Source organism: Bradyrhizobium sp. USDA 4341 (genome assembly GCF_054063755.1).
The window spans coordinates 8,123,847-8,148,632 of the sequence record NZ_JBSSGO010000002.1 but is presented as its reverse complement, the minus strand read 5'-3'; the positions used below and the strand labels follow the sequence as shown (position 1 = coordinate 8,148,632).

General features: G+C 59.2%; 26 protein-coding genes. 10 read left to right on the top strand and 16 right to left on the bottom strand.

The window, feature by feature from the left end; genetic code table 11:
• Positions 1-103 precede the first annotated feature (103 nt).
• On the bottom strand, positions 104-1,084 hold the full coding sequence (locus tag ACVIGB_RS44185) for a hypothetical protein (protein WP_456724579.1): 981 nt from the start codon (positions 1,082-1,084) through the stop codon (positions 104-106).
• Between the two features lie 249 nt (positions 1,085-1,333).
• Between ACVIGB_RS44185 and ACVIGB_RS44180 the strand changes: the two genes are divergently transcribed.
• Both ACVIGB_RS44180 and ACVIGB_RS44175 read left to right on the top strand, forming a co-directional pair.
• Positions 1,334-2,137: a hypothetical protein gene (locus ACVIGB_RS44180; RefSeq protein WP_456724580.1), complete on the top strand. Its 804-nt coding sequence runs from the start codon at positions 1,334-1,336 to the stop codon at positions 2,135-2,137.
• Positions 2,138-2,302: 165 nt separating this feature from the next.
• A complete protein-coding gene (locus tag ACVIGB_RS44175) occupies positions 2,303-2,836 on the top strand; it encodes a hypothetical protein (protein WP_456724581.1) in 534 nt (177 codons plus the stop codon).
• Here the strand turns inward: ACVIGB_RS44175 and ACVIGB_RS44170 are convergent.
• The 6 genes from ACVIGB_RS44170 to ACVIGB_RS44145 form a co-directional block, all read right to left on the bottom strand.
• Positions 2,817-3,050 carry a hypothetical protein gene (locus tag ACVIGB_RS44170; protein ID WP_456724582.1) on the bottom strand — a complete coding sequence of 78 codons (234 nt, stop codon included), beginning with the start codon at positions 3,048-3,050 and terminating at the stop codon, positions 2,817-2,819. The genes ACVIGB_RS44175 and ACVIGB_RS44170 overlap by 20 nt on opposite strands.
• Positions 3,037-3,222 (bottom strand): hypothetical protein, encoded by a 186-nt coding sequence (locus tag ACVIGB_RS44165; RefSeq protein ID WP_456724583.1) that lies wholly within the window; start codon positions 3,220-3,222, stop codon positions 3,037-3,039. The genes ACVIGB_RS44170 and ACVIGB_RS44165 overlap by 14 nt, the downstream gene beginning before the upstream one ends.
• Before the next feature lie 107 nt (positions 3,223-3,329).
• The gene (locus ACVIGB_RS44160) at positions 3,330-3,452 is read right to left on the bottom strand and encodes a hypothetical protein (protein ID WP_456724584.1); all 123 of its coding nucleotides are present in this window, start codon (positions 3,450-3,452) and stop codon (positions 3,330-3,332) included.
• 380 nt (positions 3,453-3,832) lie between these two features.
• The gene (locus tag ACVIGB_RS44155) at positions 3,833-4,447 is read right to left on the bottom strand and encodes a Cap15 family cyclic dinucleotide receptor domain-containing protein (protein WP_456724585.1); all 615 of its coding nucleotides are present in this window, start codon (positions 4,445-4,447) and stop codon (positions 3,833-3,835) included.
• 31 nt (positions 4,448-4,478) lie between these two features.
• A complete protein-coding gene (locus tag ACVIGB_RS44150; protein WP_456724586.1) occupies positions 4,479-4,844 on the bottom strand; it encodes a mCpol domain-containing protein in 366 nt (121 codons plus the stop codon).
• Between the two features lie 28 nt (positions 4,845-4,872).
• Positions 4,873-5,697 (bottom strand): patatin-like phospholipase family protein, encoded by an 825-nt coding sequence (locus tag ACVIGB_RS44145; RefSeq protein WP_456724587.1) that lies wholly within the window; start codon positions 5,695-5,697, stop codon positions 4,873-4,875.
• Positions 5,698-6,308: 611 nt separating this feature from the next.
• On the opposite strand from ACVIGB_RS44145, the gene ACVIGB_RS44140 reads away from it, so the two are divergent.
• Both ACVIGB_RS44140 and ACVIGB_RS44135 read left to right on the top strand, forming a co-directional pair.
• Positions 6,309-6,797, top strand: coding sequence for a hypothetical protein (locus tag ACVIGB_RS44140; protein WP_456724588.1), 489 nt, complete (start codon positions 6,309-6,311; stop codon positions 6,795-6,797).
• A 200-nt stretch (positions 6,798-6,997) separates the two neighbouring features.
• Positions 6,998-7,804, top strand: coding sequence for a hypothetical protein (locus tag ACVIGB_RS44135; RefSeq protein ID WP_456749328.1), 807 nt, complete (start codon positions 6,998-7,000; stop codon positions 7,802-7,804).
• A 106-nt stretch (positions 7,805-7,910) separates the two neighbouring features.
• Here ACVIGB_RS44135 and ACVIGB_RS44130 read toward each other — a convergent pair whose 3' ends face one another.
• The 4 genes from ACVIGB_RS44130 to ACVIGB_RS44115 are packed head-to-tail and all read right to left on the bottom strand — an operon-like array spanning position 7,911 to position 12,036.
• Positions 7,911-9,329, bottom strand: a complete 1,419-nt coding sequence (locus ACVIGB_RS44130; RefSeq protein WP_456724590.1) for a phospholipase effector Tle1 domain-containing protein — start codon at positions 9,327-9,329, stop codon at positions 7,911-7,913.
• Between the two features lie 30 nt (positions 9,330-9,359).
• Entirely contained in the window at positions 9,360-10,355 is a 996-nt protein-coding gene (locus tag ACVIGB_RS44125) for a CBASS cGAMP-activated phospholipase (protein ID WP_456724591.1), read from the bottom strand.
• Positions 10,336-10,803 (bottom strand): hypothetical protein, encoded by a 468-nt coding sequence (locus tag ACVIGB_RS44120; protein ID WP_456724592.1) that lies wholly within the window; start codon positions 10,801-10,803, stop codon positions 10,336-10,338. Before ACVIGB_RS44120 ends, ACVIGB_RS44125 begins: the two co-directional genes overlap by 20 nt.
• Before the next feature lie 33 nt (positions 10,804-10,836).
• Complete coding sequence (locus ACVIGB_RS44115) at positions 10,837-12,036, bottom strand: nucleotidyltransferase domain-containing protein (protein WP_456724593.1); 1,200 nt, start codon at positions 12,034-12,036, stop codon at positions 10,837-10,839.
• 172 nt (positions 12,037-12,208) lie between these two features.
• Here ACVIGB_RS44115 and ACVIGB_RS44110 point away from each other — a divergent pair, with 172 nt between their 5' ends.
• From ACVIGB_RS44110 to ACVIGB_RS44100, 3 genes are read left to right on the top strand one after another with little or no spacing between them, the layout of a single operon-like run.
• Positions 12,209-12,532 (top strand): helix-turn-helix domain-containing protein, encoded by a 324-nt coding sequence (locus ACVIGB_RS44110; protein ID WP_456749327.1) that lies wholly within the window; start codon positions 12,209-12,211, stop codon positions 12,530-12,532.
• Positions 12,529-13,044: an ImmA/IrrE family metallo-endopeptidase gene (locus tag ACVIGB_RS44105; protein ID WP_456724595.1), complete on the top strand. Its 516-nt coding sequence runs from the start codon at positions 12,529-12,531 to the stop codon at positions 13,042-13,044. The genes ACVIGB_RS44110 and ACVIGB_RS44105 overlap by 4 nt, the downstream gene beginning before the upstream one ends.
• A gap of 12 nt (positions 13,045-13,056) precedes the next feature.
• Positions 13,057-14,439 (top strand): exonuclease domain-containing protein, encoded by a 1,383-nt coding sequence (locus ACVIGB_RS44100; protein WP_456724596.1) that lies wholly within the window; start codon positions 13,057-13,059, stop codon positions 14,437-14,439.
• 250 nt (positions 14,440-14,689) lie between these two features.
• On the opposite strand, the gene ACVIGB_RS44095 is transcribed toward ACVIGB_RS44100, so the two are convergent.
• Positions 14,690-14,899: a helix-turn-helix domain-containing protein gene (locus tag ACVIGB_RS44095; RefSeq protein WP_069278491.1), complete on the bottom strand. Its 210-nt coding sequence runs from the start codon at positions 14,897-14,899 to the stop codon at positions 14,690-14,692.
• Positions 14,900-14,952: 53 nt separating this feature from the next.
• Here ACVIGB_RS44095 and ACVIGB_RS44090 point away from each other — a divergent pair, with 53 nt between their 5' ends.
• Positions 14,953-15,399 carry a hypothetical protein gene (locus ACVIGB_RS44090; RefSeq protein WP_456724597.1) on the top strand — a complete coding sequence of 149 codons (447 nt, stop codon included), beginning with the start codon at positions 14,953-14,955 and terminating at the stop codon, positions 15,397-15,399.
• Positions 15,400-16,449: 1,050 nt separating this feature from the next.
• Here ACVIGB_RS44090 and ACVIGB_RS44085 read toward each other — a convergent pair.
• The 4 genes from ACVIGB_RS44085 to ACVIGB_RS44070 all read right to left on the bottom strand — a co-directional run bounded on the left by ACVIGB_RS44085 (position 16,450) and on the right by ACVIGB_RS44070 (position 20,716).
• Positions 16,450-16,764, bottom strand: coding sequence for a DUF736 domain-containing protein (locus ACVIGB_RS44085; protein ID WP_456724598.1), 315 nt, complete (start codon positions 16,762-16,764; stop codon positions 16,450-16,452).
• Between the two features lie 704 nt (positions 16,765-17,468).
• Entirely contained in the window at positions 17,469-19,475 is a 2,007-nt protein-coding gene (locus ACVIGB_RS44080; protein WP_456724599.1) for a chromosome partitioning protein ParB, read from the bottom strand.
• 717 nt (positions 19,476-20,192) lie between these two features.
• Positions 20,193-20,360 carry a hypothetical protein gene (locus ACVIGB_RS44075; protein WP_456724600.1) on the bottom strand — a complete coding sequence of 56 codons (168 nt, stop codon included), beginning with the start codon at positions 20,358-20,360 and terminating at the stop codon, positions 20,193-20,195.
• A gap of 200 nt (positions 20,361-20,560) precedes the next feature.
• Positions 20,561-20,716: a hypothetical protein gene (locus tag ACVIGB_RS44070; protein WP_456724601.1), complete on the bottom strand. Its 156-nt coding sequence runs from the start codon at positions 20,714-20,716 to the stop codon at positions 20,561-20,563.
• A 123-nt stretch (positions 20,717-20,839) separates the two neighbouring features.
• Between ACVIGB_RS44070 and ACVIGB_RS44065 the strand changes: the two genes are divergently transcribed.
• Both ACVIGB_RS44065 and ACVIGB_RS44060 read left to right on the top strand, forming a co-directional pair.
• Positions 20,840-22,114, top strand: coding sequence for a hypothetical protein (locus ACVIGB_RS44065; protein WP_456724602.1), 1,275 nt, complete (start codon positions 20,840-20,842; stop codon positions 22,112-22,114).
• Between the two features lie 284 nt (positions 22,115-22,398).
• On the top strand, positions 22,399-24,783 hold the full coding sequence (locus tag ACVIGB_RS44060; protein ID WP_456724603.1) for a molybdopterin-dependent oxidoreductase: 2,385 nt from the start codon (positions 22,399-22,401) through the stop codon (positions 24,781-24,783).
• Positions 24,784-24,786: the final 3 nt, after the last annotated feature.

Below are 24,786 nucleotides of genomic sequence, written 5' to 3'. Positions count from 1 at the left end.
GCGCCAGTCCGCCGCTTCAAGGGGCCCCTGAGCAAGAAGCGAGGCTCGCAAGGGCGTTAAGACACAGCCGTACTGGAAGCCGCCTAGTGGGGAAGCGCAGCAGTCACCGCGGCATTTGCCCGATGCTTCCCGGTTCGCCGAGCCGGATCGTCTGCATGAATACGTTCATTTGATGCGCGATAAACTCGCCATCGCTGTCGATGGGGCCCCACGCTCCATCCGAGAGCATCATACCCATCGGAGTCGGCAGTATCCCAACTGGAGTAGGTAATCTCACGATTGTCTGAGCCATAAAGATAATCGGCCGCACTGTTTTACCGGTGAACAGCTGATCCCATTCCCCCTGAGATCGGTCCTTGGACGCGGCCGCGATTATCTTGATCAGTTCAGCAGCAAGACCGCTTTGCGCCTCACGCAAATCCTTGAAGTCCCTACTCCAAAGAGCTTGGTGGTCGATCGCGCTCTTTGCGTTGATAACTACAAGACCGCGGTCGGCTTGACATTTCGGATCCTCAATCTGCCTAACCCCGTCCGCGATCCGCTCGAATATTGTCTGCCCGCTTAGTGTCGAAATCGATTTGATCGCGAGTGCCCATCTCTGCGTCTCTCCGTTCGCGTCCGTAAGAGTAAACATCACGTCTGGGTTGTCACCCTTGGAGTTCTCGGGGTGATCAAGGGAAACCTGCGTGCCAAGGTGAGCCACCAAACAACCGACGTAGAGTTCCGCGATCTTGCGGGCCGTATCATCATCATACTCGCTAGACGCATTCTGACCGAGTGAGGCAACGCGCACCTTGGCTTTTGTGATTAGCTTTAAATGCGGAACGAATTGCTCGAATTCTTGCAACGGTTCGACAGTAAGTACTTTGGCGGCCAAGTCATAAATTCCGGCCGCATTCCGGAGAACCTTCTCTTCGTTTACTCCCGCAGCCAAGGCTGGCTTTTTGAAGATCTCCAACAGGTGAGTAGGAGAAAGAAGCTCATCCTCCACGGCGGATCCGGTGGGCGGTTCGATTCCGTGTTTATGCAGGAGCTCGAGGAACCGATCGCCCACGGCATTGGCATGTGGAAATGGGACAAACATGGATGTGATCTCCGGCAGTCTTATCCTATCGGCCCGGAGAGCCGCAGCAATTCGATACAGCGGACGGCCGATGGCTCTAGTCTCTTGGGATACTCTTTAAGAACGCAAGGGCGGCCTTTCGAGTAGCGGCATCTTTGATGCCAAGCGAATAAAGACATCCGACTCACCGTCGCTGTCGATGGCGCCCCATGCCCGATCTGAGAACATCATGCCCATTGTAATCCTCGGAGTGTACCATGGTGCAAGCGCTTGCTCGATTCGATGGTGTGGAAGGTGACGACTGAGAAAACTTACATAGCCCCGACCGGCGGCCGCCTAATTGTTGGATGGACCTCATTTGTCGGCGGCATTATCTGCACCATCATTCTGGTGTACGGAAGCCTGACCAGTAAACTGGACTTCGTCCCAACGCTCATCGCGGCGTTCATATTCGCGCTCTGCCTCACCCACGGCCGATACGCATTTGCTCAAAACCTAACTCAAAAGCAAGTGCGCAAGATTGACTACTGGTACCTCGGCTCGGCGGCTATCGGCATGTTTATGTTTGCTGTCGGATATTCGGAGCAGCGAGAGACAGCGATCACACGCAGCAGAGATTTCGTTTATCGGCAGGGCGAAGATATTTTCATGACCAATGTCATGAAGGCCGTCTCTCCATACATGAACGCGACGTGCAAAGACGACATCAGGAAGCTCTCCGAAAAGCCATGCGATACCAGCCTGGCTATCGCAGAAGGAATGAAGCCGGGAGCGACCCCCGAGCTGGTCGAACACTATATGAGGCGACTTGCAAATGCGAAGATCGACCTGGCCAAAAACGGAGACAATCCAGCACTCGACAAGTTGAGCACTGAGGTAGGCGTCAATCTCGTTATGCTCAAAGACTACATCGTCGCGAATACGCCCAAGCATCAATTCATACCTCATGACGAAGGGATGCTGGTCATGTTCAGCATGGGGCAAATGGTATTTTGGCCGTTTCTTCTCGCGTTCGCCTTGGCGCTAAGGATCGCCAAGGTGACCATCGATGTGTTCGGGTGGGCGGACAATTAGGCCACTTTTTTCGCGCAAATCACCAAGTCATTGTCTTCGTCTTCGCGCAATGGCGTCCGGCCGCGGCCCACGTCCTGTCAATGTAAGAGCATCTTCGCGATTACATACCGGAAATAGAGCCACCTCCCGAATTATGTCATGGTTTGCGCAACCAGGAGGGAGCTGATGGCGAACGAGGGGAATTGGATACGTACTGATGAGCCGGAGCCAACCGAGCGAGAGAAGCTTTTTGAGGAAACTCGCAAGCGAGCAATGGAGCTCGTCAGGCGCACCGAGCACATGATGCTGTCTGTCGTAAAGACACAGGTCATCGTTGAGGGCTTCATGATCGCGCTGCTCGAAGCTTATGGAAGAGACCCCAATCGATTCTTCTACACCGGAAAGAAGATCGAAGAATTGAGGGATAGGATCGATCCGCCCGAAGTCGGTCGACCTATCTGGGAGCTTTTATCGCTGTGCTCACATGTGCGGAACGAGCTCGTCCATTCCCTTCACGTGGATAAGATCAAAGAGAAAAGCCAAAAAGTCCGCGAAGCATATCTAGCGATGACTCCGGAAGGCGCGTGCAAAGAAAGCATCAAAGAAATGAATGACACGGAAGTGGTGATCGACGCCATTCGCGATTGCGGCGGATATATCGTGGTCGCGACCGACGCCAAAGGAGCCATCGATAAAAAGGCTAAAACGATGCCGGGATAGGTGTCCGATGGACCGTTGGCCGCGCAGTCACGTTCCTTTCCTCCGGGAAGTTCTCGAGCGCCAACAGCGCCAGCTCGACCAAGCGCGGCAGCGGATCGGTCTGCTTCTCCCAGGTGATGATGGTCTGCCGGGATTTGACGCCAAGCGCGATCCGCAGTGTGTCCTGGGTGAAGCCGTTACGCTTGCGCCACTCCGGGAGTTCAGTGCCGCGCATCGGTCGGCTCCACTGTGGTGACGCTCTCTTCGACGGCGACATTGCCGCTCCACCAATTCAGCCTGACTTTCCGGGTGCGGACGACCAGCCGGTGCAGACCGGTCGCGAGCGCGTCGCGGATGTCCAATTTATGGACGTCGGATTTTTGGACATTCCGGGTTGATTCGCTCATGGACGCCTCTGAAACTGCTAGTGAAATGGGTTTTCGGGATCATCAGCATAGAGGCAGATGGTTAAAAACAACTTAAATGCAGCTTCATGGACAATCTCTTTCATCCGCTACTTCCACCTGCGGGCTAGGCGCGCAAGAACGATCTCGCCGGCAACGAGCAGGACGAGTGCGCCGAAGGTGTAGGCGTCGTGGACGTTGTAGAGAATTGCGGCCCAGCCGATGGTCTTCATAGGACAATCCCCACGTGCCTGGCCTACGCCAAGCGAGTTACGTGATGAATCGTCCCTGCTCAGTCAAAACCCACTGGGCGCGGTACTCCGCGCGAGCACCGGGAAGATCTTAGTGACCGGCGGCGTGCCGGGGCGTCATTTGCGGGCCGCTGGTGACCCTTATTCAACATTCTTCGCCATCGCGACACGGGTTGATGTCGGTCTGATGGGTTTAGATTTTACTAGTGGGGTCTGAGTCCATGGCGATTTCAAGGCAGTGCGACCAGCTGCTCACGTGACCCCGGGCGGCATATTGGACGACTCGGCCTCTTCAATAGCTACAAAGGCAAGGCGTACATCGCTCTCGTCACATCGCGCCACCGAGTTTATGGATACACAACCTAGTAGAACGAGACATCGGTCGTCGGGTCATAGTTCGTTTGAGACAGTTGGATGGTGCCCATCGTTTCGCGATCAGTGTAATAATGTCCAGAGAGAGCCAATAGACCCTGCGCGTCGCTCGCAATGTTGCGTAGATTAAATTTCGTTGTGCCATTGTAAGGCGCCCAAGCAGGGTTTCGGGGTTCAGCCCGAAAGACATAGTACAGCTTGTACTGTCCGGCTTCTAAGATCACGGATGCCGTAAGTGTTATGGATTTGACACTTTCTCCGTGCAGGTCGATCTCCGTTCCGAGGAGCGATTGTCGAATAACGGCACGAACCGCCAACGCACCTCCCGTGCTCGGGTTTATCGTACCAGCCCATGCTCCATTGAGATCTTGAAATCTGCTGTTACCCAAGAGGCGCAAAAGTCTCCAGCCGCGTCGATAGCAAATCGGAGAAAGAATGATCACAACCAACAATGCGGTGACAACAGAGGCGATCGGAACAACCTTGTAGAATGGATAGTCTGGGAGAAAGAAATATTGAATGAGATAGTAAATTAGAGTGCTGATCACTATCGTCGTGATAACGAGCGCCTTTACCAGGAGATCGAATTTGATCAGTTGGAGCACGGCGTTGCCACTCAATCTAAGAGAAAAGGCTTCATCGCACTATGTTCTCGAAATGCTCGAGCCTATCTTTTCCTAGGCTCTTGGCATTCAAAAGCGCGACGTATGCCTCATGAAGGGTTTTCCCGACGCCTGCGGAAAACGTGAACCCGTGTGGCGCAACCTCCTGGACTCGTCCAAACAGCACTTGCCAATTCATATCGCTCTCTGACGTCACCGCGGCCACACCGTCAGCCGCGCAAAAAACGATCTGGAAGCCAAATTTTGAAAGTAATTCGGAAATGTTGAGCGCGGCGCGCTGTAGATCCCCACTAATCTGGCGAAGAAGCGCCTCATTGTTGTTGATATAGCAGGCGGCAATCTTCCTACCTGAGTCATCTCCATCGATAACGATGTACATCGGTCTCTATCCCGCATCGGCTGATTGCTCAGCTCTCCCAAAACTTCTTCAATGCCGACGTGAAGGCTTTGAAGTTTGCAGATGGCCAGCATACCGCGTCGTCATCTCGCACTAGCCAGTGCAGGCCGCTTCCGGTGGTGAGGTTTGCCTGGTCCGCTGTGACAACCCAGTTGAAGCACGCTACCCACATGTCGCCGTACTCACCAACACCAATGCTAACGACGCGTACATCGGCTCGGGAAAAGCCAAGTGACTCAGTCGCGTCCACGATCGCATAAAGTGTAGGATTATTAGCAACAAACCCTCCGTCCCGAACCTCAATCCTTTCCCCGCGGCTCGTGGTGACGAACTTCTTCTTGAAGAAGGGATAGGCTGAGCAAGATCCAACGACCGCGTCACTGATCGTGCACCCGAATCCTGGCTCAAAAGTCGACTTACCAAGGAAGGCCTGGTTTGCGTTAGTCTTGAAGATGATTGGGCGCTCTTCCTTCCATCGCGTCCCAACGATGCCCATGCCGGTCCTGAACGCGTCAAACTTTAGTGTTCCAAATACTTCTGCGGCGAGCGCCTCGAGAGCGGCAGTCTTCCGGCACGGTAGCCAGCGCGCCATAATTGTTACGACATGTGCTCTGTACAGACTTTCGACCTCGTCCACCGACCTGCCGATCCCGAGCAACGCGGCGATAATGGCGCCAGTCGAGGTACCATAAATGAGATCGAACTTTTCGCTGAGCGGACAACCTACAAGCGCCTCAATCTCCTTAAGGGCGCCGAGTGTGTAGAACCCCTTTGCTCCCCCGCCGTCTAGGCTGAGGACGCGGAAAATTCTCGGCTCGGGAGTATCCTGGCCCATCAGCGACGCCCCTTTAGGTCGAGTCCCACTTACTGCTCAACTTTCGGATACGCAAGGAAAAATAGCGATTTTGATCTAAAGGATCGAGGCCCTCAAATGGGGGCTTTCTGCTTCCGCGCTTCGATTATGCTCGCCTGTCTCGCTGCTGCGCGACGATGCCATCATAGATGCTCACCGAGCACGCGATATCATCCCATTGGTAGCTGGATGCGAGTGGACCTACGCCGGCCGTCATCTCGATAGCCGTGCACGCAGCCTTGAGCTGCATCTTCTCCTGCGGAGCGTAGATAAGGTTCTAAGACTTGATAAAAGGGGACAAGATACGGAAGACCCACGGCCGCGCCGCTTCCGGCCGGAGGGGAATACGGGTAGGTTGGCACCCATTGGGGTATCAGCCAGCGATCCAGATAACATTTCAAATCAGCTACTCGCGAGATGCCTTATCCTTTGCTACTGGTGGCTGATCGCTTGGGGCCTTGGCTGGATATTCGGATCGACCATCGTCTTATATGCCGTTGGTGTGATCGGCACCGTATTCAGCATTCAAGGAATGGTTCGAGAGTATCGACTTCCAGCGTAACAACAAGTCTTGAGAACGGGAGGGAAACAAAATGCCTGCGGCTGAGGTTGCTGCGATAGTTACCGGAGTTCGCAACGCGTACGACATGACCAAGGCGATGATCGGATTGCGCGATGCCGAGGCTTTCCGCTCGAAGTCGATTGAGCTTCAAGGTGTCGTTCTGGATGTCCTCGAAAAGGCCATCGCGGCACGAGAGGCACAGACTGAGCAGAGTGACCGCATACGTGCCCTCGAGGCCGAGGTTGCTAGCCTAAAGGACTGGAACATCGAGAAGGAAAACTATGAACTAGCCAAGTGCGGCGATTCTTCGGTGGCATACATGCTGAAGCCTGACAAGCGTGGTTCGACGCCGCCGCACTGGCTATGTCCGAATTGCTTCGTGAATGGCCACAAGTCGTTTCTCAATCCAGTTGGGCAACAGGTTGGCAGAGGTTGGATTTTCAGATGCTCAGAATGCAAATCGACGCCAGCTTGCTGGCATTCGCCTAAGTGGGTGGATGCTATCGAAGCAAGCTCGTAGTGCACAAATTCATTGATCGATTGCGCGAGCACGTTGTGCAAAATCCGATCACATTCTGGCGGACTTTATCGAAAGCAGACTGCGGCGCCAGAGCCGGTGCGCGCCTCCTGCTTTTTTGTCTCTGACGAGCCCTCAACGACGAGTGAGACATGGCAAAGAGACCTCGAATAGGACGCTGTGTTCATTGCCTAAAGCACGGGGTGGAGCTCAATTCGGATCACGTTTTCCCACAGTCTTGGTACCCAGATTCTACGCCTGCCGACCTGGAAAAGTGGCAGATTCCATCCTGCATCGCGTGTAATGACCGTTACGGAAGGCTGGAGCGAGACTTAATTGGCCGTTTAGGACTGACGCTTGACGCAAGCAACCCCGCGTCAGCCGGACTTGCAGAGAAGGCACTGCGCGCCATCAACCCTGACGCTGCCAAGAGCGAGGGTGACGCAGCGGCCCGCGACGCTCGGGCAAAGAAGATCCTACGCGAGATGTACAAAGGAGAGGAGCTCAAGGGAAAAAATGTGATACCCGGGTTGGGAGAGCGATGGGATCGCCCTCTTGAAGAACAGCTTGGGATTAGTATCCCGGAAAAAAGCCTTCCGGCGATGACCGAGAAAATCGTCCGCGGCATTACTTTTCGCGAAGATCACGCCTTTATCGAATCCTGCCAGAAGATCGAGTCCTTCATGGTGAAGGACGAAGACGTGAAAGAAATAAGAGCAATACTCGATAGAGCCGGCCAGGAATTCAAAAGAGAGCCGGGTCTTGTTGTTCGAAGGGCGCGATCTACAGGTGGCGATCTGTACGAAATCACCTTCTGGAACCAGTTCAAGCTGTACGCAACTGTATCCGATCCGAGGATATTCTCGCCCCGATCTCGTCATGGCAGTGGTTCGGCCAGGCGAGCGCGGCTCAACACGTTGCTGCAGCGGCGCGCAACAAGACAGGGGCGCCCCAAAGCCCGAGCACGACGACGCGCGCGAAAATTTTCTCGTCGGAGAGAAGCACGCTGATACGTGCTTTCTTCAACAGGTATGCCTTCTGCCGCCTACACGACCACACTGCATCCGTCTTTGGACGATCTTTCCTGAGCATGAAGAGCTCACACATATCGACGAGCTACGATCCATTACTTGTTGGGATCACGGAATAATATTGCTTCACTTTCTGGTGGCTGCTCAAGTTCGGCGGTCGATAGGCCGCGCGCTGATAGAAGTGTTGGACACCCTCGGGTGCAGCGAAGCGAGCGAGCACGCTTGAATGCAGGATCGCCTCGTCCTGGACTTCGCGCAGGCCTTCACCCCATTTGAACCGCCCGCGCAGATATCCCGGCTCGCGTTCATCGTGCTGGGGGCCGCACGGGTCCGGATTCAGCGTCAAGTACCGATCGTTCACCTTGATGCCGAACCCGTCCGGCGTCGTGCCGTCGGGAAGGTTCTTGGCTGCGTGCACCATCCACCCCAACGAGATGTCCGACAGGCGCGCTTCGTTTTCAGGATAGCTGCCACCGATGTCCGAGTGGTTTCCGGCGAACCAGACCTGTTGCAGCCAGTCCGGATATTCGTCGGGACGCTGCGGTCCCTTGTTGTGCGATCCACCCCACGGAACGCGCGCGAAGTCGGCGCGGTTCTCGTCAATCGACATGGCGTGGCGCGCGTACCAGACCGCGTTGTTCAGGTGCAGGTCGTAGAACTTCATCTTCGGCGAAGCCAGATGCAGCGTCTGCCGGAACGAATAGCCCGGCAAACCGACGGCGTATTTCACGTGGGTCGCGACGTATGCGACGCCCGCCGCGGCTGCCGCGACCACGGCGGTCCACAGCAAGGTTGGAACGAAAGGAAACAGGAAGAACGACTGCAGGTAGCTCAATACAGCGATCAGCACGGCAGACGCGCCGACCAGCGCCGCGGAGAGCGCGTAACTGCCGAGGGATGCGACCGTGTCGAAGACCCCGATAAAGAACGGTACAGCGTTGGACGCCCCGCCAACGTCACTTCCGTACTGCTGGCGAAAGCGCCTCGCCAGCGCCTCGCGCTGCGGCAGGTAGTCCGTATCTCTGGGCGAACTAACGTGCTGATAGACCTTCTTTACGGCTTCCCTAGCGATGCGGGTCGTCGTGCCGACGTCGCGTCGGAGCGGCGTGCCATCTGCCATCGTTGTCGGCACCCCGCACTGCCCCAGGACAGCCGCGAGGCACCGGGCGGTGTAGGCGCCGCGGCTGAAGCCGAACAAGAAGATCCGGTCGCCGGGCTCCCACATCCGGATGATGGCGGCGTAGCAGTCGATGATGTTGGTTGTGATGCCGAGCCCCGTCGCCTGGCTGGCCACGTTATGCAGCCAGCGGTAGGCGCGAGTGACGAACAACGCGCCGCCCGGCGGCCGTGAACCGAGACCTGCGTCGTAAAAGGCAAGCTGCTCCCTGGGATCGATCGTTGTGTCGGGGCCGCAGCGGGTCGCCCGGTAGAGCTTGTAGATGTTGGAGCGGTTCTCGTCCGGACGCAGACCCCCGGCCTGACCGGTGCCGTCCGAGAAGATCACAATATTCTTGGGCATGTCGGCCTCGCCGAGTCACAGGGAGTGAAAGGGAACGAAAGGTTCGGCTGCGCGGTCGAAAAAATGGCGGCGCAGTTCGGGTAGCTGCTCGCGGGCTTCGGTGAAGCCACGGTTCTTCATCTCGGAGATGCGGTCGGCGTCGTCCATCGTGTAGCGGCCCGCCGGTGCCGTCTGGTCGATGCGCCAGATCGCGCGATGGCCGTGGCCGTCGCCGGTCACGATCTTCGCCGTGCCCAGCGCACTGTGCGACTGGCCGGCCATGAACAGACGAGCGATCGACGACGCCATCGGCAGCTTGCCTTTCCATCGAGGGGCGGCCTTTACGTCGTTGATGGTGCCAAGACTGAGGATCTTTAGTCTGTCGGCGGCCCAGTTCAGCATACCCACCGCCTCGATCGTGGCGACGCCGATCGGGTTATTCGCCCAGACCCCTCCATCGACGAGCTCGACAGCATCGTCGGTCATATGGGGTTTGAGAAATGTCGGGGCGGCTGCGGTTGCCATCGCCGCATCGAGCGCCCGGACACGGAAATCGGTCTCGAGCCTCGGGTGATGGGCCGTCTTGTAGATGTACACGCGCTCGAGCATCGGATGCCATGCGGGTATGACGAGGCGGGTACGACTCTCACCTAGCCGCCGCTCGCCGAGGATACCGGCAAGCGCATCTTTGAGCGATTGCGAAGAATATTTGGAATCGAAAAGGTGTAAAGCCCCGCGCAGCCGCTGGCGCACAAAATTGCCGATAGCGCCGTGCTGCTGGTCGAAGATCGTGTGTCCCTTCTCCTCGTAGAGCTTCAGGATGTCGCGGGCGGAAAGGCCGAGACCGAGACCCAACGCGATGATGCCGCCGGTCGAGGTTCCGGCGATCATGTCGAAATACGATCCGACCGGCTCGTCCAGGTGATCTTCGAGCTTGGCTAGGAAGGCTGCGGGAAAGACTCCTCGGATTCCGCCGCCGTCGATCGACAGGATCTTGTAGGTGCGTAGCTCATCACTCATGCGCGGATCCAATCTCGTACTCGGACGGCTCGCGGAATCCGAGACGACGCCGGTTTCGCCTTGTCCGCGAAGCGCGTGCGGGATGCATGCCCCCGCCCTTCCATTCATCCGAATCCAGCCAGTCCTCGAAATAGAAGAGCCAGAGCGAGGTCCACGGCACGACAGTCTGATCAAGCCTCATCCATGGCTGCCATTCCCGCGTACCAGGAAGGTAGAGGCAGAGCCGCGTTGGATTGCAATAAACGTGCGGGACATCTCGGCCGCCGGCGAGAACCTGGACGTCTGGATCGTCGACGAAGATTTTCGGCGCACTCTCGGGGGCCATCTCGATCCGGATCTGGTAATCGCGGCTGAGCGACGTTGGCGACGTGGTGTAGGTCCACGTCAACCTGTCGGACCTCAGGCAGCCGCTGCCTGCACTGACGGGATTGCCCCGCAGGTTGATAAACTGCTGCGCCATAGTCAGCGCTTTCGGCCGCCCAAGGCGCATCAATCACTTCCCGTCACCGAAGAAGGTGTTGGCGCGGACGGGCGTCGCGCTCGCGGCGGTGCCGACGACCAAGCCCGCCGACCTGGTGACGGACAAGCGGTTCGACGCGCGTGCGGCATCCACCCGCTCGGTCAGCGAATCCATCGCCTTGTTCGCCGGTGCCGTGCCGAAGATGTCGCCCAGGATTCGCCGGACTTGATCGAGCCCGCGCGCCGCGGCGAGGCGTTCGACATCACCGACAATCTTGTCGTGCCATTCGAAGAAAGCGACCGTCCGCTCGGGGTACTTGTTCCACTTCTCGCAGAAGTTCTCGCCCGCGGTGGTCTGATTCCAGAGATACCAGACAACGCTTCCGGCCACAGTTTCGGTCTGCAGCATCAGCGGCATCCGGCGCAGCACGTCGACGATCAAGTCGAGCTCGTGATCGTACTCGTAGTTGCCGACACAGGTCTCGTAGGCCCGCGACGCCAAGGTCGTGATGATGATCGAGAGTGGTGCCCGGCCTTGGTCGTCGTCGATGAATTGGACATCGCGGTGGCGCTTGGCGATCTGCACGATGCGGCGCAGGATGCCCTTCAGCCGCTTCTCCTCCGGATAGGGCTCTACCTGGCCGTCCGCCCTCGCGCTGTCGTACGCCTTGCCGAACACCGACCGGATGCGCGGCACGAGCGCCGCCCGGCGATCGAACTTGCGGCGGTAGCCCAGCGGATTCGATGCCTTCCACGCTTTCAGCGTCTTGTCGGGCACGAGCTCGCCGCCGAACCGACACTCCGGATTCGGAATCGATGGGGTGATGTCGAGATGGAATTCGTTGGCGTAGTCGAGCCGCCAGCAGCGCGGCATCTCCTTCAAGAGCGGCGCGTAGTTGCCGTTGCTGCGCAGCCGGTCGCCGATCCGCTGCTTGAGCAGCGCCGGTGAGAGCGCGATGTCGGTCTCTGGCACATGCGCGACGAGGTCGACATCGAATTCGTTGACCCCTATCGGCTTGACGGCGGTTCCTATGGCGATGGACCCTTGCAAGCGGATCTCGACGGCAGCAAGAAGCCAGTCGTCGGATCTGGCAAGCCAGTCGCCGACGCCTTCGTATCGCTGCTTGGCAAGATCGCGCTGATAGGCCGAGGGTTCCAGGTGCTGACAGGCCTGCTCGATTAGCTCGAGCAGCTCCGAACGACGCAACTGTGAACGCTCTGCAACGTAGTTCATGGCCGATCTGCTCCTGATCCGGGAAGATCCTTGTTCCCGACAACTTAGCCGAGTCCGGCCAGAAAAACATCGATACAATATTAATGTTTAGTAATGTTTGCATTAAGCACAAAAATGTTTGCAAGGTTGACGGCTCGCCGGAACTGCGATTCTCTGGAGCGGCATGGCTGATTTGGAGATCTATCGGATTATTGGCGCGAGCCTTGCGGCGCGACGTAAGAAGCTGCGCCTGAAGCAGGCGGAGGTGGCCGACATGATCGGACTGACCAGGGCGTCGCTGGCCAACATCGAAAGCGGGCGACAGAAGCTGATGCTTCATCAGGTCTACAGGTTGGCGAAGGCGCTACAGGTCGAGTCGATCACAGAGCTCGTTCCGAGCAGTTTCTCGTTCGAGCAGGCGAGTGGACCGCTGATGATCGAAGGCAGCGACGTGAATGACACGCAACGGGCGCAGATCGAGAACTACGTGAGACGGACGAGCGGGGGCCGGAAATGAACGAACTGGACGAGGCGAGAGCGCAAGCGAGTGCCCTGGTAAAGCGACTTGGATTGAAGGCACCGCCTGTTCCGGTGGACAAGCTTGCGAAGATCTTGGGCGTCCGCATCGACTACTCGCCTTTCGACGACGAATTGTCCGGCATGGCGTTTATCCGGGACGGCAAGCCGGTGATAGGCGTCAACTCGAACCACCATCCGAACCGCCAACGCTTCACCATCGCGCACGAATTGGCGCACGTAGTCCTGCATCGCGCGAAGCTGGAAGCGACGGTGCTGATCGACAAGGGTAAGAATTTCATTCCGCGCGATTCCATTTCGGCGGAAGGCATCGATCCCCTGGAAAAGCAAGCCAATGCGTTCGCTTCCGAACTCCTGATGCCCGAGCGGCTGGTGCGGCAGGTACTGGCAGAATCGTCCCGAGACATCCAGGACGACGACTACCTGATCGGCATTGCCAATCGCTTCCGCGTCAGTCTCGCCGCCCTCCAGTTCACGCTCCGAAGGCTGTAGGCGATCGCGGTCGTGGCATTTATCCTGTACGATCTCGAAACGTCGGGGTTGAACAAGCGCTTCGACCAGATACTTCAGTTCGCCGCCGTCAGGACCGACGCCGACCTCAACGAGACTCACCGGTTCGAAACGAAGTCGCGTCTCCTGCCTCACGTCGTTCCGTCGCCGCAAGCATTACTCGTCACCGGACATACGCTCGCCGAAGCCAACAGCCCGTTCAGGCAGTCGCACTATTCGATGGTGTGCAGGATCGCCAGTATGCTGGCTTCGTGGTGCCCGGCGACCTTTCTCGGCTACAATTCGATCCGGTTCGACGAGGAGTTTCTGCGGCAAGCGTTCTATCAATGCCTGCATCCGATCTTTCTGACCAACACGAACGGCAACGCTCGCGCCGACGTGCTCAACCTAATGCGGGCAGCGACGACACTGCATCCGTCGGTGATGCGCGCGGGCCTGGAGCCGGACGGTCGCCCCACTCATAGGCTCGGCGCGATGGCGGCGGCGAACGGCGTCCCGTCGCGCGCGCTCCACGACGCCGCAGCCGACGTCGACGCCATGCTTGGTCTGTGCCGGCTGGTGCGCGCCGGCGCACCCGACCTCTGGTCGACATTTCTCCGCTTCTCGGCCAAGGCTGCAGTGGTCGACTTCGTCCGGGACGAGGAAGCTTTCGCTTACTTCGACTACTTCGGGCGTCCTCAGGTGATGCATTTCCTGACGAGGGTCGGAATCAACCCGAGCGACGGAAATTCTCACTATTGTCTCGACCTAGCGTCCGACATCGACGCCCTACGGAAGCTCGATGACACCGAACTATCGCAGCGCCTGACGCAGGAGCCACGTCCGATCCGCCGCCTGAAGGTCAACGCGTCTCCGTTGCTTTATCCGATGTGGGACATCGAACCCGATCGGTTCGTCGATTTGACCGAAGACGAACTCGCGCGGCGCGCGTCTTCGGTTCGCGGCGACCATGAATTCATGGCGACTCTGACCCGCGCGGCTACGTCGATCGAGCCGGTCTATCCGTCGTCCGAACACGTCGAGCAACAGATCTATGGTGGGAATTTCATCTCGGATGCCGATTCCGCGTTATGCCGGCAGTTTCATGCCTTGCCGTGGCAAGCGAGGGCGGACGTCGCCCAGCGGTTACAAGATGGTAGATTGAGACGCCTGGCACGTCGTCTCATCTTCTTCGAAAGCCCTCATGTCCTGGACGAACCTGAGCGCCGCCTGATAATCGACGACATAGCTGCCCGCCGTCGTGGCGAGGGCCGATACGCTGCACCGCCTTGGATGACTATCGCTCAAGCTCTGTCCGAGCTCGAGGCCATGAACGGAACGCCGTCGGAGGCCCTCAAAGCCGAATTCCGCTCAATCCAAGCTTACGATTGGCGGTAGAGGGGAAACTCACGCCGTTCTTAGACCGAACGCGAAATACTTACGTGGCGCAACGGGCTGCCCCTCGACTCGACGAGAGTAAGCAGCCTCAAAGTTAATCTTCCGGAGCGGCGCGGCTTGCCTGAGGCCGCTAGCTGCCTCACACATTTCCTAAACCTGCGCAACGACACTCAGCTGTGCGGGCCTGCCAGATCCGATCCAACCATCAATGGTTGCGATGGCTTCCGGTCGCTAACCGGCCTCGTGCTAGTCATCGTCGACGAACCAACTCCTCCGGGTCGACCCTTAGCGCCTTGGCTATCCGCTCAATCACCAAAAGCGACGGATTTCGCTTACCGCTCTCGACCCCGCTCAAATACGTCTGATGGACCTCCGACAAGCCCGCGAGCTCTTCTTGGCTGAGCTTCCTGGCCCGACGCAATTCTTGAATGTTGAGGCCGACTCGATCCTGCAAGCGCATGCAGGACAGCAAGAGAAACTGTGCCGCCTAGCCCATAGACTATGAGTCATAAAATGGATATCCTTCCCTCCCTTCAGGAAATTGGGCGACCTATGCCAGCAAGTCCAGTTGAGTTGCGCCTCCGTCCCTTTGTCAAATGTGGGCGAGAAATTTCGAACGTCGGCTATCTCGACATTTCGACCGGGAGAGTTGTGGCTTCATTGGAGGTCCCTCTCGAGGTCATCGAACGTGCAGTTCTCGCTAACGTGTCCGTGGACATGGTTCTGGCTAGCGACGGCAAAATTGCATCCTCCGTCGCTGGGGAGGCATCCGCTTGCTCGTCGGCGGTCAAGACAGTCTCCATTGACCACCTAATCCAGGAGTTCCTGGCTTGCGACAACCTGCGTCTGGAGGAAGCGACACAAGAGGAGCTGAAAATGCTCCTGAATAGGCTTCAAGATTCAGCTCGTGCGGTGCAACGCGCCATCGCGTCGTTCGAACGTTCGGCAAATGAGGCTTGAGAGCGACCCAGCAAGACTCCGCTATTGTGTCCAAGCCTGAAGATCTTTGGTGATCACCAGACAATGCCGATTTTCACTAGTGAGACCATCAGCCAGAGCGCTGGCCTTTCGCGAGACGAATCGGCGCGCATGCGTCGAATCTATGCCGGGATCGCTGAGCGCCTGGTGCTGACTTGGCGAGCTCCCGGCGACACCGTCGCGGCGGGCCCCCTTCTTCTCCCTCCAATCTAGCACGAAGTTGCTGAGTATGCCGATGAGATGATGCATCATGACAACGCTGATGCGGAACCATCGGCGCGCCGCCGTGTCCGACGACCTTGCCAGGCAAGCTCAAGGTCCGACGGCAATGTGAAGGAGTTCGCGAACACTAACATAGTTGACTTTGGTGCCGCGGGCCAAAGAGCGAAACATGGTCTTGGTCCGATGCTCCAATCTCGTGCCAAGGGTAAACCGTAATGCGAAGCTCAAAGTAAAGATCCTATTGCTGCTGGCTGCACTCATGGTCGTTGGTCTAACAGCCCAAGCTTCTCACCAAATTCACCATTCGCAGACGCAATCAAGACGACGCGCCTTGGACTTGGCTTGGCTTTGGCGACATCGTAGACCGCAATAGCGCTAAATCTTGGATGTGCAGACAACCACTTAGCCACCCTTAGGCGCCAGTACTTTTATCTTGCAGGTTTAATCGGTCGTCTTGTGCGCTTCACCTCACCCGTTCTTGTTTCCTCTCTCTGCCGCGACAATATCCTCCGAGTGCCACGGAATAACACCCTTTCACTCAACAAACGGACGGCAATTCGAGCTCTGAGAGCATACGCGGAGACGTCATTCCTGCCTGTGAAACTGCCTCAATTCTAAGCTCGCGACGACGCAAATTTCCACGAGACTCACGACAAAACGCATCTCAAATCCCGTCCAATCGATCGCATTCTCACCGACCGCGAGGCCCCTCGTCCGAGCACAAAATGCCCCTCCGGACCCTTCCAAAGCGGCGCAAGAAACGCAAAAAGGCCCCGCCTCCGAGGAGGCGGGGCTGATGATCCGACCGGATCAGTCGCCGCTGCGGCGCGACCAGATCAGGGAGAAACCCTCCTCGCCTTCGACCTTGACCAGCGAGGCGTAGATCGGGGCCGGGAAGCTCGGATCGTCGAGCTTGACCGAGAGATATTCGCGATCGCTGTCGCGGACGGTCTTCTTCCAGGCGGCGCCGAACTCGGTGCTACCTGCGAAGATGCGGTAGTCGGGAGCTTTGTCGTTGTTGTCCTTCTCGGATGCGGTGAACTTGGCCTTGATGTTCAGCGTCAGCGTCTTGATCGCGCCCGTGTAGCCGTTGTCCGAAGCGGTGAAGGTGCCGATGGTCGCCATGGTAATCTCCGTCTGTTGCTCGGGCCGCGTCCATCGCAGCCTCGATGGCGATCCCTGGCCCGGGGAGCGATCGGCCCGCAGCCACAAGGCCCGCAGCGCCAGCGGAGGACGGCGAAAGCCCGCTTTTTTGTCTTGCGCGAGGAATGCCGCCGCTTGGCGGCAGGGGAAAAAAGCAGGCGCAGCCGTTGCGGGAAGGCGATCGAGGCTTTGGCCGCCCCCCGGGCTTGATCAGCCCAATCGAGGGTGCGTTGGACGCGAGCCCGTGCCCGAACTGACGGAGATTACCATGCCTGCCAACGGCCAGCGCAGCATCGGAAAGCGGCGGGATCGATCAAAAGACGTCGACGTCTGCGCACCAATGGCGGGGACGATGCACCGGACAAACGAACGCGAACCCGATCGCATTTTCGGGGTGAGGCAACGACGCCGCCTCCAGGATAATCCGCCGGATTGCGCTCTCAACGCGCGAGGTCCGGACACGATCAAAGCCCCGGCCTAATCGCCTTGTCGCGGCAAAAAGAGGCGCGACACGGCCATCCCGGGTGCCGCAAACAGCATGGATCGGACGGATCGTGGCCTCGTTTGAGGAAGCGCCAGCGTGGGCAATCGCCGCTTCACTTCGACTGAACCAGCCGCGCGCCGTCAGGTGCGCGGCTGCAAATTTGGAGCTTGCCGGGGCCGTCCTTGCGACCCCGGCTCACCACTTACTCCGCTGCTTGCGAACGGAGATCATTGCCGTGCGCCTCGTCTGGCGCATCGACCTGATCCTCCGGCTTGGCCGTCCGCAGCAACGACGGCAGCCAGCCGGTCGCCGCCAACAGCTGCTCTGCGGCCTGCGCCATGTCGGCTTTCTTCATCGCCGACAGGCGCTCAGCTGCCTCCCCGCCGACGCCTTCGCGGACCGCCTCCAGAATGCCCGCCTTGGTGACGCGACCGAGATAACTCCGCACCGTCGGGCGCCAGTGGGAGGCCATGTCGAGGGCCACAACCTCGGCCAAACGGCGAGCCGCCGCGAGCGCGCGCGGCCTGCGGTCGAACGGCAATTTGACTGCATTGACCGTCAGGGAGACGCAATGCGCGAACAACGCCATGCGGCTGTCGTGGTCGAGCTCGACCACGAATTCCCACAGTCCGGCGACGTCCTTGGGCATCTGCCTTGCCCAATTGGCATGGCGATCCGACCACGCTTTTCCGAGCGCCGTGTCCTCGATCCCGTCCGCGTGCGTAGCCAGATCGGTCTTCACCGGCTGGATGCCGACCACGTGAGCGGCCGCGCCGAGATAGAAGATTTGCGCGGCGAGCGCATGGGTAACCGCCACGATGGCGACGTCAGGCTGCTCACTCAGATTGAGACGCAGACCCAAGGTTCGGTGCGCAGTAAGGTCGCGAACAAGAGCGTCGGACAGCGGCTGGTCCTCGTCCTCCTCGTCGCTCGCGCCCTCGTCGTCTTCACCATCCCGCGCGGCTTCTTCGCCTTCCCGGTCTCCTTCATCCCGCGCCTCGCCACCGCTGTCCGGCCCGGTTTTAGCCTCGGGTTTCTCGTCTCCGGGCCGGATGAAGCCGCGCTCGACCCGCACCGTGCCATCGTGATTGAGGACCACAAAGGCTCCGCCGCGCGCGACGTCGTCGGGATCGTAGGCCTGCCGTCTTGCCTCCAGCCGGTCGATCTCGGCCTCCAGTCCGCCGAACCGCGCGTCCACGTCGTCAGGCAGTTCTTCGGCCGTCTGATGCTGCTCGGTCAGCCGATCGAACTCGGTCTGAACGGACTGAAGCGCGGCCTGATCTTCCGCCGAGAGCTCGACCGGATGCGGGTAGACGCGGCGCATGCCGTGGGCATGCGGAAAGTCGAGATGAGCTTCGGTCCACCGCCATCCCTCGGCCGCCCGCAGGGTATCCGCCTCGCGATTGAGCCTTGCCGTCACCAGCAAATCGAGCAGCGCCACATCTTCCAGATAGCCGCCACGATCCTCGGTAAAGAGGTCGCGCAGCACCGTGCCTCCCGCCTCCGTATAGGCCTCGAGGCCGACAAAACGCGCGCGGCGATCCGTGGCGGCGACGTGGGTTTCGGTGAGCAGACGGCGGATGGTGCTGGCATCCGGGTCGAAGGGCAGGCGCTCATAGAGGGCTTCCTGCCGGGCATGATCATCCGTGATGGCAAAGGCCATCAGTTGCTCAAGCGTCAGATCGCCATCACGATAGAGCTGCACCACTTTGGGCGAAACCGCCCCCAACCGCAGGCGCTGCCGCACCACATGCGCCGTGACGCCGAAGCGGGCCGCAATCTCCTCAGCGCCGAAGCCGCGCTCGTCCGCCAGCTTCCTGAACGCCTCGAACTGGTCGGCCGGATGCATGTTCTCGCGGGTGACGTTCTCGTCCAGGCTGATTTCGTGGGGATCGTTCGCGGTATCGACGATGCAGCGGATCGGCTCACTCTTCTTGATCTCCTTGCGCTGTACCCGCAGCAGCTGGGCCAGCCGCCTGCCCTCGCCGATGGTCACGCAGAAGAACCCCGTCGCCGCCCCTTCGCCATCGACCTCCGGTTCAACGACCAGATTCTGCAGGATGCCCTTGGCCGCGATGCTCGCCGCCAAGGCCTCGATCGCCGCCTCGCTGTGCGGCGTCTTGCGGGCATTCTTAGGGGATTTCTTGAGCTTGCTGAGCGGAACGCGAACCTCGGTTCCGCTCGGTATTCCAACTGCTTTAGCCGACATGATCGATTTCCTTTTGACTACATGGGTGCAAGGCGCACTCCGCGCCTGCGCCCCTGCCCGTCGGCGAGGCCGGGGGTAGCAAGTGCCAGGGCGATCCGAGCGGAGGGGTATCTCCCGCCCGAACAGGGCCGCTCGAAGAGCGGGTCTGCACAAGCGTGTGTGCCATGTCGTCCGAAGTCAGCAGAGCGAGAAAAGCGCGGAAGACCGGGGAGACCGCTCGGGTCGGCGCCGGCGCCAGCCGGCGCTTTACCCTGGCGCGCGCGAGGGGCGGCGCCCATTAGCGCCTTGCGAAAAGAGAGATCTGTGAGCCCATATAAGAAGGCAGCCGACGAAAGGGCAGTGATAGCGACGCGGGCATGCAATGACCGCGGGCACCGAGGCGACTGCAGTCGCAAGACCGGTTAACAAGGTACCCGAACGCGGGACAGCGATAGCGACGCCGGCATGTAATGACGGCTGGGCCCGCGGGCGAGTGCCTCCGGCGAGCGACACATTATTATCTTCTCTTTGCGCGAGGGATCGAAGCCGGATGGCCGAGACGCTACGCGGCTCGGTTCACGAGAGCCCGGTGCGGCCAATGCCGCACGCGCAGACAAGAACGGCACATGACCAAGTTTGCCGAATATAGACCTCATTGCGCGCTTTTGCTTTCGCCTCATCATTTCAACGAAGCGCTTCTTCAGTTTTCCTACACCTCTCCCGGCGAGATCACAGGCTTCAGGCAATCAACCCGCAGTCGATTGCCGACTGCAAGCGGATAGCGCGGAGCGGACAGTCCGTGGCTGGTACTCCCACGCTCTCCTCGTCATTCAAGCTGTCGGAAATCGCGCCAAACAAAAGCCAACGAGCCAGATGCAATGACGGGAAGATGATCAGCTTGACCAAGTAGTCATCAATCATACCGAGATGACGCAAACACCCCGACCTGGGAGCGGGATGCAGCAACTTTGCTCGGCTTGCAGTTGATCGAACCTATCTTGCGGTGTTTGATGGCAATCGAAGACTCTGCAATCGAACTGGCACGCCCCCTGTCCGTCGCGATGCGCACTTCACCAAGCAACTAACTGTCGTTACTCGCGGCTTTGCTATTTGCCTGAGATCACATCAGCATTTTGAGTCCTGGCGATGCGACGTTCTGCCATCATTCCGACCGGTTCATGGCCGCGCCGCATGACGGCGGCGATTGCAGCAGGATACTGCGGGGAGACAACCGTCGAAGCATTTCTCAAACGAGTCGGCATCGAGTATCCTCAACCACGGGTCAAGCAGGGAAGGCGCCAGCTGTGGTTGAGAGACGATCTGGACGCGGCAATTCTCCCACCGGAGTCGGTTCGAGCCACCGACATCGCCGCGGATTTGTAAGCGTGAAGTTGCCTCGTCACGTCATTCCCAAGGTCTTGGCGTCGGGCGCGACAGCGTTCTATTACAATGTGCCGACCAAGTACCGGAAACTTGGTTGCCCCGTCCCGAATGAGCCGTTGGGCACTGAGTACGGCAGGGCCTGTGGCGAAGGCGGACGCGCTGCGACCTTGAACGGCCTGTTCGACGAATGGATGGATGCCCGCAGAGGACTTCCCATAGCGAGCGAAGCTGCGCCCAGGATCGGGACCATCGACTGGCTTTTTCAGGAGTACAAGCAGAGCCGCGCATACCTCGAGAAGGTAAAGCCGCGCTCACGCCGAAACTATGAATGGAATATGCGCGAGATCAGCGACACGCTGACCAAACGCGGCGATCGCATCGGCGGCCGGCCGATCAAGTCAGTCACCCCTCTGGGAGCGGACAAACTCTACGACGCCTTCGTCAGGGGAGGAAAAGGCAACCGGCTGCGGACCGCTGAAAAGCTAGTCGTGTTGTGCCGAAAGGCCTGGCGAGTTGTTCATCGGTTGCACCCCGCCGAGTTCCCAGCGGACATACCGAACCCTTGGCTGGGCGTCACGATGGCAACCCGGGTCAAGCAGGTCAAACACGCTGTTACGCGAGAGCAGACCTACAAGTTCGCACACGGTTGCGTGGAGCACGGTGAGCCGGAGTGTGGCGCTGCAGCGGTCATCTGTTTCGAGTGGTTGCAGCGCCCGGAGAACGTGATTGCCGGCCACATCAAATGGACCGGTTACCGGACCGGGCAAAAGCCAACGATTCGAATCGAACACCACAAGACCGGAGCCGTCATCGACCATCCCCTGGAAGAGCGACTGCCAACCGGCGAGATTGTCAGATTCTACGAGGAAGCCGAGGGGGTGCTCGCCAAGCTCGTACGTCGCGGCGTACCCATGATTCTGCGGGAAATCGAGGAAGGCGTTTCCAAGCCCTACTCCTTCTCTGGCATGCAAAAGATCGTCCAGCGCATGAGGAAGGAAATCGGCCTGCCGAAGGAGTTCACGCTGGACGCCTGCCGGCACGGGGGTATGACCGAGCTCGAGGAGGCGGAACTGACCGAGGGCCAGGGTCGGGCCCTATCTGCGCACCGCACCCGGGAAAGCTATGCGGGATACGCCAAGCGCACCGAGGTCCGGATGCTATCGGCGACGCGGAAGCGACACGCCCACATGCTAGCGAACCAAGCGGCAACGGACGTTCAGAATGCGAGTGCCAAAGCCGTTCAGAATGACAGATCGGCATCAACAAAAATCGCATGAAAAATCAATGCGTTAAGTTGGCTGGGGCGGGAGGGATCGAACCTCCGAATGGCGGAATCAAAACCTGCTTGATCATTCAACGAAGTCAAGCCGCGTTTGGAAAAATTGGCCGAATTCGCCTCCAATCATATCAATTGCTTAGCGGGCATTTCCAAATAAGGGAGCACCTTTCCTAGCGAGGATCGTACCCGACTGCACAGGACTGCTCGCGTGAGAGCGCGTCACCGTTACTCGCCCAGCTCCCGCATGTGTTGGAACACCGTTCGCTTGCGAATGGCCCGCCTGTGGGCCAGATTGTTTTATTACGTCCATCATATAATGTCTGCTGCCATCCAGTCCGGGAGGAAGGTGCGATGTCGAGCGCAGAATGGAAGAAAACCGCGTGCAACATCTGCTACGTCAATTGTGGGGTTGAGGTCCTCGTCGAGGAGGGGCGCCTTACCAAGGTGCGGGGCGACCGCGACAATCCCAAGTCAAAGGGCTATCTTTGCAACAAAGCGGCACGCATTCCCTACTATGCTCACCATCGCGACCGTTTGACCACACCATTGCGGCGACGCCCTGATGGCGGCTTTGACGCCATCGACTGGGATACTGCGATTGCCGAGATCGCCGCGCGGCTACGGGATGTCGTCGACCGCCACGGCGGCAAGAGCATTGCCCTCTATGGCGGCGGCGGCCAGGGCAATCATGCTGGCGGCGCCTACGCGACCGGGTTCCTGCGCGCACTCGGCTCGCGCCACGTGTTCAACGCGCTGTCGCAGGAGAAGACCGGGGATTTCTGGGTCAACGGTCATCTGTTCGGCAGCCAGACCTGCCACACGGCGGAGGACGTGCATCACTGCGATCTCCTTTTCGTGATCGGCGCCAACCCCTGGATCGCCCACGGCTTCCCCAATGCCCGCGACCACCTAAACCAGATCAGGAAGGATCCGGCCCGCAAGCTGATCGTGATCGACCCGCGGCGTACCGAGACCGCCGAGATGGCCGACCTCCACCTCGCCGTTCGTCCCGGCGCGGATGCATTCCTGTTAGGGGCGATCCTCGCCACTCTGCTGCGCCGCGATGCGCTAGACCTCGAATTCATCGCCTCGCATACGACGGGCTTCGGCGAGGTGAAGGACGCCCTGCTCCGCATTCCTGTCGCAGACTGGGCCGCAGCAGCGGACATCCCGCTTGACCAGATCGAACGCTGTACCGACATGATCGGCGAGGCCAAGGCGATGACGGTCCGCGTCGAACTCGGCATACAGCAGGGCGTCAACTCGACCCTCAATTCCTATCTGGAAAAGCTCCTGATCATGCTTACAGGGAGCTTTGGCAGGCCAGGTACTAACCAGCTTCATAGCTGGTTGATGCCGCTCTGGGGCAACTCACCAAATCAGAAATTCGCCGCAACCGATACCGAAGTGATCGGTGGGCTCTTGCCGCCAAACATATTCCCGCAAGCGGTGCTCAGCGATCATCCCGACCGCCTGCGTGCGGTATGGATCGACAGCTCCAACCCGGCGAACACCGCGGCAAATACCGCAGAAGTGGAAAAAGCGCTTGCCGCGGTCGACCTCTGTGTCGTCGTCGATGTGGCCATGACCGAAACGGCCCAGCTTGCCCATTACGTGCTGCCCGCCTCTTCGCAGTATGAGAAGACCGAGTTCACGCTATTCAATTTCGAATTCCCGAAGAACTTCTTCCATGTCCGTTCTGGCGCAGTACCGCCGCTGCAAGGTACCCTGCCCGAACCGGAAATCTATACGCGGCTCGCTCGCGCGTTAGGGCTACTGCCCGGCGACAACGCGTTGGCGCCACTCCGCGAAGCCGCCTTCCAATCACGGCCCGCGTTTGCGCAAGCACTTCGCGCCTTCATGAGCGCCAATCCGCAAAGCTCCGCGGTCGGCGCTCTTGTGCTTTATCATACCCTAGGGACAACCCTGGCGGACGGCACGGCGGCAGCGGCGCCACTCTGGCAGGCGGCGCAAGCCTGTGCCAAGCGCGCACCCGAAGCGGTGCGGCGCGCGCTCGGACCTCATGGCAACGTGCCAGACGCCGGTCTGGGCGATGCATTATTTGACGCCATCGTCGGAACGCGGAGCGGTGTTGCCATCACCGAGCATGGTTATGAGGACGTGTGGTCGTTGGTCAGCCATCCCGACCGCAAGGTGCATCTCGCCATTGCACCGCTGCTCGAATGGCTCGGCAGGCTCGATCCGGCGGCGGCGCAGATGCCCAAGGATTACCCCTTCGTACTCGCCGCTGGCCAGCGGCGCATGTTCAACGGCAATCAGATCTTCCGCGATCCGGCTTGGCGGCGTGACGATCCCGATGGCGCGCTGCTAATCAATACACGTGACCTCAACGAGCTCGGAGCGAGCGACGGCGAATGGATAGCCGTTCAGTCACCAGCCGGCCGGGTCGTGGTCCGTTGCAAGGTGGATGACAGCCTACGACAGGGCCAGCTCGCACTACCGCACGGCTACGGTCAAAGCTACCCGACCCGCGACGGTGAACGGCTCAGCAACGGTCCCCGCGTCAATGCCCTGACCGACAGCGGCAATTGCGATCCGATCGCGGCGACGCCGTACCACAAGCATGTGGCGGTTCGATTGCAGCGGCTCCCGGAGAGCGAAGCCGCCGTCTTCGAGGAACGCTCGCGGCGTATTCACACCACTTGAGCT

Excerpts from the sequence above, each read along its gene's own strand:
- ACVIGB_RS44185 (WP_456724579.1), bottom strand. The coding sequence starts at position 1,084 with ATGTTTGTCCCATTTCCACATGCCAATGCCGTGGGCGATCGGTTCCTC.
- ACVIGB_RS44175 (WP_456724581.1), top strand. The coding sequence starts at position 2,303 with ATGGCGAACGAGGGGAATTGGATACGTACTGATGAGCCGGAGCCAACC.
- ACVIGB_RS44170 (WP_456724582.1), bottom strand. The coding sequence starts at position 3,050 with ATGCGCGGCACTGAACTCCCGGAGTGGCGCAAGCGTAACGGCTTCACC.
- ACVIGB_RS44165 (WP_456724583.1), bottom strand. The coding sequence starts at position 3,222 with ATGAGCGAATCAACCCGGAATGTCCAAAAATCCGACGTCCATAAATTG.
- ACVIGB_RS44160 (WP_456724584.1), bottom strand. The coding sequence starts at position 3,452 with ATGAAGACCATCGGCTGGGCCGCAATTCTCTACAACGTCCACGACGCC.
- ACVIGB_RS44150 (WP_456724586.1), bottom strand. The coding sequence starts at position 4,844 with ATGTACATCGTTATCGATGGAGATGACTCAGGTAGGAAGATTGCCGCC.
- ACVIGB_RS44145 (WP_456724587.1), bottom strand. The coding sequence starts at position 5,697 with ATGGGCCAGGATACTCCCGAGCCGAGAATTTTCCGCGTCCTCAGCCTA.
- ACVIGB_RS44140 (WP_456724588.1), top strand. The coding sequence starts at position 6,309 with ATGCCTGCGGCTGAGGTTGCTGCGATAGTTACCGGAGTTCGCAACGCG.
- ACVIGB_RS44120 (WP_456724592.1), bottom strand. The coding sequence starts at position 10,803 with ATGGCGCAGCAGTTTATCAACCTGCGGGGCAATCCCGTCAGTGCAGGC.
- ACVIGB_RS44115 (WP_456724593.1), bottom strand. The coding sequence starts at position 12,036 with ATGAACTACGTTGCAGAGCGTTCACAGTTGCGTCGTTCGGAGCTGCTC.
- ACVIGB_RS44105 (WP_456724595.1), top strand. The coding sequence starts at position 12,529 with ATGAACGAACTGGACGAGGCGAGAGCGCAAGCGAGTGCCCTGGTAAAG.
- ACVIGB_RS44095 (WP_069278491.1), bottom strand. The coding sequence starts at position 14,899 with ATGCGCTTGCAGGATCGAGTCGGCCTCAACATTCAAGAATTGCGTCGG.
- ACVIGB_RS44090 (WP_456724597.1), top strand. The coding sequence starts at position 14,953 with ATGGATATCCTTCCCTCCCTTCAGGAAATTGGGCGACCTATGCCAGCA.
- ACVIGB_RS44085 (WP_456724598.1), bottom strand. The coding sequence starts at position 16,764 with ATGGCGACCATCGGCACCTTCACCGCTTCGGACAACGGCTACACGGGC.
- ACVIGB_RS44080 (WP_456724599.1), bottom strand. The coding sequence starts at position 19,475 with ATGTCGGCTAAAGCAGTTGGAATACCGAGCGGAACCGAGGTTCGCGTT.
- ACVIGB_RS44070 (WP_456724601.1), bottom strand. The coding sequence starts at position 20,716 with ATGCCGACTCGTTTGAGAAATGCTTCGACGGTTGTCTCCCCGCAGTAT.